The sequence below is a fragment of the uncultured Mucilaginibacter sp. genome (assembly GCF_937859865.1).
GTDB lineage: Bacteria > Bacteroidota > Bacteroidia > Sphingobacteriales > Sphingobacteriaceae > Mucilaginibacter_A.
Window position 1 is genome coordinate 18,011 of the sequence record NZ_CALMAT010000172.1, and the last position, 12,809, is coordinate 30,819.

The 12,809-nt window shown below is 38.7% G+C and carries 10 protein-coding genes, 1 tRNA gene and 1 pseudogene (1 of these 12 cut by a window edge); 7 read left to right on the forward strand and 5 right to left on the reverse strand.

What is annotated here, in order from left to right; genetic code table 11:
• Positions 1-788, forward strand: a pseudogene (locus Q0192_RS18010) (DEAD/DEAH box helicase); it begins 2,119 nt to the left of the window's first position.
• On the opposite strand, the gene Q0192_RS18015 reads toward Q0192_RS18010, so the two are convergent.
• From Q0192_RS18015 to Q0192_RS18025, 3 genes are read right to left on the reverse strand one after another with little or no spacing between them, the layout of a single operon-like run.
• Complete coding sequence (locus Q0192_RS18015) at positions 769-1,530, reverse strand: MlaD family protein (RefSeq protein WP_299291770.1); 762 nt, start codon at positions 1,528-1,530, stop codon at positions 769-771. The pseudogene Q0192_RS18010 and the gene Q0192_RS18015 sit on opposite strands and share 20 nt — an antisense overlap.
• A gap of 6 nt (positions 1,531-1,536) precedes the next feature.
• Positions 1,537-2,319 carry an ATP-binding cassette domain-containing protein gene (locus Q0192_RS18020; protein ID WP_299291772.1) on the reverse strand — a complete coding sequence of 261 codons (783 nt, stop codon included), beginning with the start codon at positions 2,317-2,319 and terminating at the stop codon, positions 1,537-1,539.
• A gap of 1 nt (position 2,320) precedes the next feature.
• Positions 2,321-3,097, reverse strand: coding sequence for an ABC transporter permease (locus Q0192_RS18025; RefSeq protein WP_299291774.1), 777 nt, complete (start codon positions 3,095-3,097; stop codon positions 2,321-2,323).
• Between the two features lie 329 nt (positions 3,098-3,426).
• On the opposite strand from Q0192_RS18025, the gene Q0192_RS18030 reads away from it, so the two are divergent.
• The 4 genes from Q0192_RS18030 (at position 3,427) to Q0192_RS18045 (ending at position 9,612) form a co-directional block, all read left to right on the forward strand.
• Entirely contained in the window at positions 3,427-4,083 is a 657-nt protein-coding gene (locus Q0192_RS18030) for a nucleoside-diphosphate sugar epimerase (protein WP_299291776.1), read from the forward strand.
• The gene (locus Q0192_RS18035; protein ID WP_299291778.1) at positions 4,080-5,942 is read left to right on the forward strand and encodes an ABC-F family ATP-binding cassette domain-containing protein; all 1,863 of its coding nucleotides are present in this window, start codon (positions 4,080-4,082) and stop codon (positions 5,940-5,942) included. The genes Q0192_RS18030 and Q0192_RS18035 overlap by 4 nt, the downstream gene beginning before the upstream one ends.
• 44 nt (positions 5,943-5,986) lie before the next feature.
• Positions 5,987-7,849, forward strand: coding sequence for a tRNA uridine-5-carboxymethylaminomethyl(34) synthesis enzyme MnmG (mnmG, locus tag Q0192_RS18040; protein ID WP_299291780.1), 1,863 nt, complete (start codon positions 5,987-5,989; stop codon positions 7,847-7,849).
• Positions 7,850-7,968: 119 nt separating this feature from the next.
• Positions 7,969-9,612 (forward strand): Ig-like domain-containing protein, encoded by a 1,644-nt coding sequence (locus tag Q0192_RS18045; RefSeq protein ID WP_299291781.1) that lies wholly within the window; start codon positions 7,969-7,971, stop codon positions 9,610-9,612.
• Here the strand turns inward: Q0192_RS18045 and Q0192_RS18050 are convergent.
• Positions 9,599-10,114 carry a gamma carbonic anhydrase family protein gene (locus tag Q0192_RS18050; protein WP_299291783.1) on the reverse strand — a complete coding sequence of 172 codons (516 nt, stop codon included), beginning with the start codon at positions 10,112-10,114 and terminating at the stop codon, positions 9,599-9,601. The two genes, Q0192_RS18045 and Q0192_RS18050, sit on opposite strands and share 14 nt — an antisense overlap.
• A gap of 155 nt (positions 10,115-10,269) precedes the next feature.
• Here Q0192_RS18050 and Q0192_RS18055 point away from each other — a divergent pair.
• A tRNA-Gly gene (locus tag Q0192_RS18055) sits at positions 10,270-10,342 on the forward strand.
• Positions 10,343-10,377: 35 nt separating this feature from the next.
• Here Q0192_RS18055 and nadB read toward each other — a convergent pair.
• Entirely contained in the window at positions 10,378-11,970 is a 1,593-nt protein-coding gene (gene nadB / locus Q0192_RS18060) for an L-aspartate oxidase (RefSeq protein WP_299291785.1), read from the reverse strand.
• Between the two features lie 407 nt (positions 11,971-12,377).
• Here nadB and nadA point away from each other — a divergent pair.
• On the forward strand, positions 12,378-12,809 hold a 432-nt coding region (gene nadA, locus Q0192_RS18065; protein WP_299291787.1), incomplete at its 3' end, for a quinolinate synthase NadA.

Consider the following 12,809-nt stretch of genomic DNA (forward strand, 5'->3'; position numbering starts at 1 on the left):
ACCGTTTGCAGGTTTTGATCAAGCCTTTTATTTTAAGGCGGACGAAAGAACAGGTTGCGACGGAACTGCCCTCAAAAACAGAGCATTTATTTTATTCGGAAATGTGCGATGAGCAGGCCGATGAATACGAAAAAGTAAAATCGGAATACCGGAACGAGCTTTTAAAAAGCATTGAAGAAGGCACTTTCGCGCAAGCAAAACTGCATGTTTTACAAGGTTTAATTAAGCTACGGCAGATTTCCAACCATCCACGTTTAATTAATGAAAATTACGAAGGCTGCTCCGGAAAATTTGATGACGTTTGGCAAATGCTGACCAACGCTTTGGAAGGCGGACATAAGGTTTTGGTGTTTTCGCAGTTTGTACGGCAGCTCACTATTTTTCGGAAAGAACTGGACGGGCAGAATATTCCGTACGCGTATCTCGACGGCAAAACAAAAAACCGCGAAGATGAAATCAATAAATTTCAGGACAATGAACAGTTGCGCGTTTTTCTGATTTCGATTAAAGCCGGCGGCGTTGGCTTAAACCTGACCGAAGCGGATTATGTTTTTATTTTAGACCCTTGGTGGAACCCGGCCGTTGAGCAGCAAGCGATTGACCGAACACACCGAATCGGGCAAACTAAAAAAGTGATCATCTATAAATTCATCACTAAAAACAGCATTGAGGAAAAGATACTTCTTTTACAGCAACAAAAAATACATGTGGCCAACTCGTTAATTACGACGGAAGGGAATTTTATCAAATCCCTAACAGCGGAAGACATCAGGGATTTGTTGATGTAAGTTTTTCCTTTGGTTCTTTGGCTGCCTTGATCGAATCCTGTTTCTTTTGTGCGGCTTTTGCTTTCTTCTTAAAAAAACCCCTCAACAAAAAGTTGTGTTTGGCAGCTTCCATATTATCGCTGAAACCTTGCGTGCCTTGCTTTACTGTTTTTAAAGTGCTTTTGGCTTGTTTAACCGTTCCTTCCAAATCATTGGCCAATTTATCGCTGGCCAACAATTTGCCAATGCTTCCTTTACCATGGTTAATTTTGTAAACAATTTCAGAAAGGTTGGATGTTAGCACTTCTGCGTTATCGGCAACCCGTGTTACCCGGCCAATAATTTTATCTACATCAATCGGGTTGACAGTATTCACGCGGTCGCCATTATTTAGTTCTCCGGAGCCTGAAGTTCCGGGGTTGATCACCACTAATTTATCGCCCATTAAACCATCGCTGCCAATGGTTGCTTTCACATCTTTCCTTAAAAATTCTTGAACAGATTTGTTCAAAGTCAGGTCTACACGAACTGCCGTATCCGATACAATCCTGATATTTTGGATCACACCAACATTGATCCCGGCAAAACGAACATTGTTGCCAACCTGCAAGCCATTTACGTTTTTAAATATGCCATAAACGTTAAAAGTGTTGTTGAACAAACTTTTTGATTTACCGATAAAGAAGATGGCAAGCACCAAAATCAGTACGCCAACAAGCGTAAAGATTCCTAATTTTAATTTTTGTCCGCTATTTGTTTTCATTTTTTGTTATTTAAAAAAAGCCCTAACCAATTCATTTTCAGAATTTTCAAGCTCTTTATAGGTTCCTTCGGCTATATATTCGCCATCGTTCATCACCACAATCCGGTCGGCCGTAATTTGGGCGCAAGGCATATCATGGGTAATGATGATAGATGAAGTTTTATACTTCTTTTGCATCTCTAAAATCAACTGACTGATTTCTTTGGAAGTAATTGGGTCGAGACCTGTCGTTGGTTCATCATACAACATTATTTCGGGTTGCATAATCAATGTCCGGGCCAGTCCAATCCGTTTTCGCATTCCGCCGGAAAGATCAGAAGGCATTTTATCAATAGCATCCAACAAGCCAACGCCTTCTAAAACCTCTTCAATGCGCGAATTTATTTCGGCTTGGTCTTTCAATTTTAAAACCCTCGTTAACGGAAAAGAAAGGTTTTCGCGAACAGTCATTGAATCGTACAAAGCTGAGTTTTGAAAGAGGAAGCCAATTTTTGTACGAAGTTTTTTCAGCCCTTCATCGCTTAAATCGGATACTTCTTCATTAAAAACTTTGACTGAGCCTTCGTCTTTCGTCAACAAGCCAACAATACATTTTATGGTAACCGATTTTCCTTGTCCGGATTTGCCCAGCACCACCAAATTCTCGCCGCGTTTTAAATCAACGTTGATGTTTTTAAGTACTTCAAAACCGTTGAATGCTTTTTTTAGCCCCCTAATTTCGACAACGTTTTCCTTTGCGGGAGAAGTTGGGGCAGCTTCGTTTGATGGATGGTTTACGAGAGTTGCCATATTAATGATAAGCCAAAATGTTGGTTAACTGAACGGCAATGGCATCAATCACAAAAATCCACAACGAAGAAGTTACCACTGCAGAATTTGCGGCCAGGCCTACACTTTCCGTTCCTTTGTTGGAGTTGATGCCTTTGTAGCAACCGATAAAACCGATGGCCAAACCAAAAAATACAGTTTTGATCGTGGCCGGAAAAATATCGCTGAAACCCAAAACCGCAATGGATTTTGTAAAATACAGGTAGAAACTTACTTTTCCGTCAATATTAACGGCCAGAAAGCCGCCAAACAAAGCAACGGCATCAGAAATAAAAGTAAGGATCGGGATCATCAAAGTAGTGGCCAAAACTCGCGTTACCACCAAATATTGCATTGGGTTTGCGCCTGAAACTTCCATCGCATCAACTTGTTCGGTTACATTCATGCTGCCCAGTTCGGCCCCAATACTGGAAGCAACACGGCCCGCACAAATAATAGCCGTAATTACAGGGCCAATTTCGCGGACGATAGACAAAGAAACCATGCCGGGCAGCCAGCTTTCGGCACCAAAATCAGCCAAAGTTGGGCGTGATTGAAGCGTTAAAACTAAACCCATAATGAAGCCGGTTAAGCCAACCAATGTTAAAGATTTGTAGCCAATCTCGTAACATTGACGTATGAATTCTGACCACTCAAACCCGCTTTTAAATATATTTCTAAGAAAACTTCCGAAAAACAGGATTTGAGAACCCGCTTCTTCAAAAGTTTTTTTCCATGCAGGGATTGCCTGTTCTGCCATTTTTAGTATCTGAATTTAATATTGGTTGACCGGAATGCTTCTTTTAACGATTATTATTTATTTATGTTGAGGTTCGGCCTACATTTTGTTTAGCATCTGTTTAAATTTTGTCCGGCTTATTTTCATGCTTCTTTTACCACATAAAAGTTGGTGAGCGAGTTTTGATTTTTTGACTATTTTTAAACTTGCCAACACTAATTTTTATGCGGTAAAAGAAGTATTAACATTTTTTGGGAATAAATTTAATCAGGCTTTAAGCTTATTTTATTACTTCTTTTTGATCGGTTTTCCTCTTGCATAATGCTTACTTTTGCAGTAAATATATTTTAATGAATTACAAAGCCGTAATTGCCGGAGCAAGCGGTTTAGTTGGAAATTTGCTGCTCGAACAACTGCTTGTTCATCCTGCATATGCTAAAGTTAGTGTTTTGGTCCGAAAAAAACTAAAAGTACAGCACCCTAAACTTAAACAAATATTGGTAGATTTTGATCGTTTGAACGATTATCAGCACGAAATTAACGGCCAAGCTTTGTTTTGTTGTTTAGGCACAACGCGTAGCAAAACACCCGATTTAAAAACTTACCGAAAAATAGACCACGATTATCCAGTTCAATTAGGAAAAATAGGTGCTAAAAACAGTATGTCGCAATTGCATTTAATTTCTTCGCTTGGCGCTGATATCAACTCCGCCTTTTTTTACACAAAATTAAAAGGGGAAACAGAAGCAGATATCAAACAGATAGAAATTAACCGTATTTGTATTTATCAACCTTCTTTATTAACCGGAAACAGACAAGAAAAACGAACTGCCGAGCCTTTTGTAACAAGTTTATTTAAACTGATTGATCCGTTACTAATCGGCCCCTTAAATAAATATAAAAGTATTCCGGCAGAAACTGTTGCTAAAGTGATGCTTAACCAATCTTTAAAAAACAGTTCCGGCATTTTTACTTATCCATCAGACCAAATAAAAAAATTAGCGTGAGCACATTAATTTCAGCCGAAAACCTCGGCCACTCCTTTCATGATAACTGGTTGTTCCGCCAGCAAACTTTTGGCATTAATAGCGGAAGACGCATTGCGTTGGTTGGTGCAAACGGTGCCGGAAAATCAACTTTATTAAAACTGCTGGCCGAAAAATTTAAACCAACAGAAGGAAAAGTGGTAAAAAGCAAATTTCTTTCGATGGGTTATTTAGAGCAAGATCCTTTGTTCAATCCGGAAGAAACCATTAACGATTTCATTTTTAAATCGGATAACGAGCAGCAGCAATTGATTAAAGAATACGAATCGTTGCTGGAAAACGATCCGGAGAACTACGATCAAATTGAAATCATTACCACAAAAATCACAGAATTGGAAGCTTGGGAATATGAATACAAAATCAAAAATATTCTGGACCGCTTAGATGTTCATCATTTAGACCAGCAAATAAAAACCCTTTCTGGCGGGCAAAAAAAGCGTTTGGCTTTGGCCGAATTGCTGATAAGCGACCCGGAACTGTACATTTTAGATGAGCCGACTAACCATTTAGATATCGAAACGATTGAGTGGCTGGAAAGCTTTTTAACTTCTGGTAACAAAACTATTTTGCTGGTTACACACGATCGGTACTTTTTGGATAACGTTTGTAACGAGATTTTAGAAATTGACCAGCAGAAAATTTTTCCTTACCAGGGAAACTATAGCTATTATTTAGAAAAACGTGCGGAGCGGGAAGCGGCCGACCAACTTCGCTATCAAAAGAATTCAAACCTTTTAAAGAAAGAGTTAGAGTGGATGCGTAGGATGCCACAAGCACGTAGTACCAAATCAAAATCGAGGATTGATGCTTTTTATGATTTGCAAAGCAAAACCCAAAACAACGGCCAAAAAGAGCAGTTGGAATTAAGTATCAAATCAGCCAGGCAGGGAAACAAAATTGTTGAAATTAACCACCTAAAAAAAGCATTCAACGAAACAGTTATTATTAATGACTTTAACTATGTATTTAAAAAAGGTGACCGGATTGGTTTGGCCGGTAAAAACGGAAGCGGTAAATCAACTTTTTTAAACCTATTAACTGGAGAAATACAACCTGACGCTGGTAAAATTGATGTTGGTGAAACTACTTCAATTGGATATTACCGTCAGTCCGGTTTAAATTTTAACAATGCAGACCGCGTAATTGATGTGATAAAAGAAGTAGCAGAATATATTACGATGGCCGATGGGAAACTGCTCTCTGCTTCTCAATTGCTTACACAATTTTTGTTTCCACCAAAAAAACAACATGGTTTTATCAGCAATTTAAGTGGCGGCGAAAAGAAAAGACTGCAGCTTTTAATGGTATTGATCAAAAACCCTAATTTTTTAATTCTGGATGAACCAACCAACGATTTGGATACGGATACATTAAATGTGTTAGAAGATTTTTTAACCACTTTTGCCGGTGTAATTATTTTGGTTTCCCATGATCGTTATTTAATTGATAAATTAACGGAACAGCTTTTTATCTTCACCCAAAACGGGCATTTGCAGGTTTATAATGGCAACTATACCGATTTCCGTTTAGAAGAAGCTGCTGCAAAACAAAAGGAAAAAACGCAGGATAAACCAGCTAAAGCAACCGTAATAGAACCCAAAAAAGCTTTTCCTTTTCAGCAAGAAAAAGAATTACAAGATTTAGAAAGCAAAATTTCTTCTATTGAAAAAACAATTGCAGACTTAAATCTCGTTCTTAATAATCCAACTACAAAAGCCGAGGGTTTAATCTCAGCTTCTGAAACTATCCAATCCAACCAAAAAGAATTAGATGATTACTTAGAGCGTTGGTTGATATTAACAGAGTTAAAAGAAGGTTAATTACTGTTTTTAGTATTAATGTTTCACGTGAAACTTAAATAGAAATGTTTAAAAAATATGATGTAATTGTTGTTGGTGGTGGCCACGCAGGTTGCGAAGCCGCATTAGCAGCAGGAAATTTAGGTTCATCAGTGTTGCTTATTACCATGAATATGGGAACGATAGCACAAATGAGCTGTAACCCAGCTATGGGTGGTGTAGCAAAAGGCCAAATTGTGCGTGAAATTGATGCAATGGGTGGTGGTTCGGGAATTATTACCGATAAAACAAGTATTCAGTTTAGAATGCTTAATCGTTCAAAAGGTCCGGCCATGTGGAGTCCGCGTGCACAGGTTGACCGAATGCGTTTTGCCGAAGAATGGCGTTTGATGCTGGAAAGAAACGTAAATGTTGATTTTTGGCAGGATACAGTAAACGCTTTAATGGTCAAAGATGGAAAATCTTGCGGCGTAGTTACTTCATTAGGAATTGAGCTTGAGGCAGAAGCTGTTGTATTAACCAACGGGACATTTTTAAACGGCTTAATCCATATTGGCGAAAAACGTTTTGGCGGAGGACGAACAGCAGAAAAAGCGGCTTATGGCATTACTGAACAATTGGTAGAATTAGGTTTTGAAGCCGGAAGAATGAAAACCGGCACGCCACCACGTGTAGACGGAAGAAGTCTGGATTACACCAAAATGGAAGAGCAATGGGGCGATGAAGAGCGAGGCGAATTCTCTTACACAGGAATTCAAAAACCAACAGAACAACGCTGTTGCTGGATTACTTATACCAATACTAAAGTACACGAAACCTTGAAAGAAGGTTTTGAAAAATCGCCGATGTTTACGGGCAGGATAAAAGGATTAGGCCCGCGCTATTGCCCATCTATAGAAGATAAGATAAACCGTTTTGCAGAGCGGGACCGACACCAGGTTTTTGTTGAACCGGAAGGCTGGAATACGGTAGAAATATACGTTAATGGCTTTTCCACTTCTTTGCCGGAAGACGTCCAATACAAAGCATTAAAACTAATTCCGGGATTTGAAAACGTAAAAATGTTTCGCCCAGGCTATGCCATTGAATATGATTACTTCCCTCCTACACAATTAAAATTAACTTTGGAAACAAAACTAATTGACAACTTATTCTTTGCAGGACAAATAAACGGAACGACCGGCTATGAGGAAGCAGCCTGTCAGGGATTTATTGCCGGCATTAATGCGCATAACAACGTAGCAGGAAAAGATGCCTTAATTATGAAGCGGTCGGAATCTTATATTGGCGTTTTAATTGATGATTTGGTTACGAAAGGAACAGAAGAACCTTACCGCATGTTTACTTCGCGTGCCGAACATCGTTTGCTTTTACGCCAGGACAATGCAGATATCCGCCTCACTCCTCTTGGTTACAAAATAGGTTTAATTAGTAAAGAGCGCATGCAAACCGTAAATGATAAAATCAAAAATGCAGACGAAATCGTAAAGTTTGTAAAATCAAATTCTATCAAACCGGAAGAAGTAAATGGTTTACTGGAAGAAGCTGGAACCAGCACGATTAGCCAAAATGTAAAACTTTCAGCCATTATTGGCCGACCGCAGATCAATTTTAGTGTGCTAAAAGAAGCATCACCCTTACTGAAAAACTTCCTTTCGGCTTTTGATGAAAAAACAATTGAACAGGCGGAAATTAAAATTAAATACGAATCGTACTTTGAAAAAGAACTGGAAATTGTAAATAAAATGAAAAAAATGGAGGACAAGGAAATTAACCCTTTGTTTAACTATAATGAAATATTTTCTCTGTCAAAAGAAGCGCGCGAAAAACTGATCCGAATCAAACCAAGAACGTTAGGGCAAGCTTCACGGATTTCCGGCGTTTCGCCTTCAGATGTTTCTGTTTTGATGGTCCATATCAGCAGATAACCAAAATTGATTGAAAACCTGCAATTTTCACCCTAAAAAATAATTAGCTATAAAAGGAGATTTATTTTTTTTAATGATATTCTTCATCCAAAATAAATTTTTGATTATAGCCTACATAAATGGCCTCAAATAAAACATCTTTATTTTATAGCTGCTACGGTGCTTTTTTTAGCACCCTTTTTTTCATTTACAGTTGCGCAAGTGTACAAAAGCCACAAGGCGGTCCAAGAGACAAAACACCGCCAAAACTTTTGAAAGCAACTCCCGAAAACAAATCAAAAAGGTTTGCTGCAAAACAAATTACTTTAGATTTTGACGAATACTTTAAACTGAACAACCAATACCAGGAAATCACCATTTCACCTGCACAAGAAAAACTGCCCGAATTCCGCATCAGGCAGAAAAGCCTGGTGATCAATTTGAAGGATTCTTTGCGGAAAAACACAACCTATGTTATTAGTTTTGGAAAGGCGATTGGTGATGTAAACGAGAACAACATCTTAAAAAATTTCACTTATGTTTTTACCACAGGAACTGAAATTGATTCGTTAAGCATTTCCGGCAAGGTGATCAATTCGGAAACACAATTACCGGAAAAAGAAGTTACCACTTTTATTTTTACCGCCAAGGAAGACTCTGCCCTTTTTGGCAAAAAAAAACCGTCTTATTATGCAACCACAGATACGGCCGGAAATTTTAAGATCAGCAACCTTCATGCAAATACTTACCGAATTTATGCCCTAAAAGAAGCAACGCCAAACCGGATTTTAGATAACGAAAACGAACTGATCGCGCTTTTGCCAAAAGATATCCGGCTTCGAAAAGACACGGCAAATATCCTGCTGACGCTTTTTAAACCAATACCGGCAAAATTTAGGGTGATAGACCGAAAAATTGATGCAGACGGAAAACTGTCTTTTACTTTTAACAAAGGAATTGAACGGCCTGGATTGCGCATTATCCAAAATGAAAATTTAAACGCGCAAAAAATTGTAGAATTTAGCAGAACGGCTGATTCAGCAAGGCTGTACTTGCGCGATATGAGTTTTGATTCTGTTAAAGTTGCCATTTTATCGGGCAACAAAGCTTTAGATACGGTTACTTTGCGAAAAGGCAAACGCGAAACTTTCAAAAGAAATTTGAGTATCAGCAATACGGCAACAGGCGGTTTGCTTAAACCAAAAACAAATTTGCAGTTAACAGCAAACTATCCGATAGAATCAACCAACGAAGCCCAGATCACTTTGGCTGAAGATTCTGTCCCTAAATATGGTATCACTTTAGACAAAGATACTTCGCAACTAAGAAGTTATGTTTTAAAATATCCCTGGAAGGCCGGCAAGCATTACGATGTTGTTTTGAACGAAGGCACTTTTATTGATATTTATGGCAATAAAAACAGGAAAACAAATATTTCTTTTCAGTTGAACAAAGACGAAAATTACGGTTCCATGGTTTTTAAAGTTGTTTTGCCGGATACTTCAAAAGCATATATTTTTGAATTGTTGAATTTTGACAAAAAACCGATTAAAAGTGTTCATATAAACCGGAACCAATCGTTAACCTTTAATAATTATGCTGTTGCAAAATATTTTGTAAGAATAATTTACGACTTGAATAAAAATGGAAAATGGGATACCGGAAATATTAAAAACCGGACTTTGCCCGAACCAATTTGGTATTACAACAAAGAACTTTCGTTGCGGGCAAACTGGGAAATGAACGAAACGATAGAAGTTCCGAAACCAGTTATAAATCCGTAAACCAGCTCGAATACAAATTATAATTTAAAGGAAGCTGTTTCAATAGGTGCATTTGTTCTGCCGAAACAGCTTTTACTTTTTTGGCCGGCGTTCCGGCGTAAATAAAACCAGTTTCGCAATGTGTGTTTTCTAAAACCACGGCACCTGCTGCAATGATGCAAAAATCTTCTACAACAGCGTGGTCCATCACAATCGCCCCCATTCCTACTAAAATATAATTGTGTAGCGTACAGCCGTGAATAATAGCGTTATGGCCAACAGAAACATGATGGCCGATAACCGTAGCGGCTTTTTGATAAGTACAATGAATAACTGCACCGTCCTGGATATTGGTATGATCGCCAATGGTAATCGAATTTACATCGCCGCGAATAACCGCATTAAACCAAACCGAACATTGGTTTCCGATGGTTACATCGCCAACAATTGTGGCATTTTCGGCAATAAAACAACCGGAACCGATAACTGGAAATTTATCTTTTACAGGAAGGATTAGCGGCATAAATCTATTTTTTAAAAATCAGAAGCAACTGATACTTCTTTTATCGTATAAAAAATGATAAAGTATTTTTTAATTTTTGTAAAGACAAAATACAAACACTAATTTTAATGCGATAAAAGAAGCATGGATTTAAACAGCCTCTTCCTTTTTTATCTGCGGAAATAGCTCAGCTGGTAGAGCATCAGTTTCCCAAACTGAAGGCCGCGGGTTCGAATCCCGTTTTCCGCTCTTTTTATAATGCTTCTTTTAGCACCTATTTTTTGTTACAATATCGTATTTTTTAATTCGGCTGCATGGTTTGGATAATCCGTTGTAAAATGCAATCCCCGGCTTTCTTTGCGGATCATGGCTGATTTTACAACCAAATAAGCAACTTGAATCAAATTCCGCAGCTCGCACAATTTGATAGAAAGTTTGGTTTTTTTGTAGAAATCTTCCGTCTCTTCGTACAGCAACCTTAACCGTCGCAACGCCCGCTCCGACCGAAAATCTGATCGCACAATCCCCACATAATCATTCATAATTTTCTGCATTTCGCGGATGTTGTGCGTTACCAAAATATCTTCATTTTGCTGCTTTACGCCAAACTCGTTCCAGTCCGGGATATTTAGTGGCATAAAAGAAGCATTGGCTTTTTGGATGGCATCTTCATAAATCCGATGCGCAAAAACCAAAGCTTCCAGCAAAGAATTGGAAGCCAAACGGTTTGCGCCATGTAAACCCGTAGAAGAACATTCGCCGCAGGCATACAAATGTTGGATGGAAGATTGCCCGTGCGTATCAACCATAACACCGCCACACATGTAATGACTTGCGGGAGAAACAGGAATCATATCCTTTGTCATATCAATCCCGATAGACAAACATTTGGCGTAAATATTTGGGAAATGAGCCAGCAAATCGTCTTTGCTCCGGTGTCGAATATCAAGGTAAACAAAATCATCACCCGATTTTTTCATCTCCGCATCAATTGCACGCGCCACAATATCGCGCGGCGCCAAAGATTTTCGAGGGTCATATTCCTGCATAAACTCTTCTCCGTTCCGGCGTTTTAAAATCCCGCCAAAACCACGGACGGCTTCCGAAATCAGGAAAGAAGGATAATCGCCAGGATTGTACAATGCCGTTGGATGGAATTGGATAAATTCCATATCACGCACTTTTCCTTTTGCCCGGTAAACCATTGCTACGCCGTCGCCGGTTGCAATCGTTGGATTGGTGGTGATCGAATAAATATGGCCGGCGCCACCAGATGCCATAACGGTTATTTTCGACAAAATCTTCTCAACTTCATTCGTCAAATGGTTAAGCGCATAAATCCCAAAACAAGTAATATCCTTACTTGATCGGTCTACAAATTCACCCAAATGATGCTGCGTAATCAGATCAATCGCAAAATAATGCGTTAAAATTTCGATGTTTTCGTTCTGATGGATTTGCTCCAGCAACGCCCTTTCAATCTCAAAACCGGTAATATCTTTGTAATGAAGGACGCGGCTTTCAGAATGTCCGCCTTCTTTTGCCAGGTCAAAAATGCCTTGGTTCGTTTTGTCGAAATTGGTTCCGTAATCAATAATTTCCTTGATTCGCGGCGGCCCTTCTTCCACCACAATCCTTACCACTTCTTCATCGCACAAACCATCGCCGGCAATCAGCGTGTCTTCGATGTGTTTTTCAAACGAATCTTCTTGTTTATCCACAACAACCGCCACGCCGCCTTGCGCATATTTGGTGTTCGATTCGTCTTCGTTTGATTTTGTAACAATCAAGACCTTACCGTATTGCGCTGCTTTTAACGCAAAACTCAATCCTGCAATCCCGGACCCAATGACTAAGTAATCAACATTTCTACCCATAAAAACAGTACATAAAAACAGCGTTCTTCACGCATTGTTAATAACAGCCGTAAAGATGTTAAATTCGCGGTGATAAAAAATCAGGAAAAATATTTTTGTGGGAATTAGTGTGGATAACCATTGATGGCACTTTTATTCTCCTTTAGTTATAAACAGAATTCTGCTCTTACGTTAACATATTTAAAAAGGTTACTAATTCACAGCAAAACTTCCGAAAATAAATTTGCCAGATAAAAACAGCAGAGAATCAGCACGATAAAGTAAACATTGTGTGAACAAGATGTTAATAAGAATACATCAACTACTTTTGCAAAAAAAAACGCACCAACTTTTAAACGAAACCAACATACTAACAAATCATAGTTTTTTTATTTAAAGAATAAGTTGTTTTTATTGAAATGTTAAAAATGGATACTTTTGAAGAAATACAAGTGAACGGATTTGTGGACGAATACATTGATCCGTCGCTTGATCTGTTTGATGAAATCGAAAAAATTAAAAAGGAAAAAAATGTAATTATACTGGCGCACTATTACCAAGAAGGTGATATTCAGGACATTGCCGATTATATCGGCGATAGTTTGGGCCTTTCGCAGCAGGCATCAAAAACCGATGCCGACGTAATTGTATTTGCCGGTGTGCATTTTATGGCCGAAACGGCTAAAATTTTATCGCCAAAAAAGAAAGTTTTATTGCCCGATTTAAAAGCCGGATGTTCCTTGGCCGATAGTTGTCCGCCGCACTTGTTTGCCAAGTTTAAAGAGCAATATCCGGATCATTTGGTGATTACTTACGTGAATTGTACGGCCGAATTAAAAGCGATGAGCGACATCGTTTGT

Excerpts from the sequence above, each read along its gene's own strand:
- Q0192_RS18015 (WP_299291770.1), bottom strand. The coding sequence starts at position 1,530 with ATGAAAACAAATAGCGGACAAAAATTAAAATTAGGAATCTTTACGCTT.
- Q0192_RS18020 (WP_299291772.1), bottom strand. The coding sequence starts at position 2,319 with ATGGCAACTCTCGTAAACCATCCATCAAACGAAGCTGCCCCAACTTCT.
- Q0192_RS18025 (WP_299291774.1), bottom strand. The coding sequence starts at position 3,097 with ATGGCAGAACAGGCAATCCCTGCATGGAAAAAAACTTTTGAAGAAGCG.
- Q0192_RS18030 (WP_299291776.1), top strand. The coding sequence starts at position 3,427 with ATGAATTACAAAGCCGTAATTGCCGGAGCAAGCGGTTTAGTTGGAAAT.
- mnmG (WP_299291780.1), top strand. The coding sequence starts at position 5,987 with ATGTTTAAAAAATATGATGTAATTGTTGTTGGTGGTGGCCACGCAGGT.
- Q0192_RS18045 (WP_299291781.1), top strand. The coding sequence starts at position 7,969 with ATGGCCTCAAATAAAACATCTTTATTTTATAGCTGCTACGGTGCTTTT.
- Q0192_RS18050 (WP_299291783.1), bottom strand. The coding sequence starts at position 10,114 with ATGCCGCTAATCCTTCCTGTAAAAGATAAATTTCCAGTTATCGGTTCC.
- nadB (WP_299291785.1), bottom strand. The coding sequence starts at position 11,970 with ATGGGTAGAAATGTTGATTACTTAGTCATTGGGTCCGGGATTGCAGGA.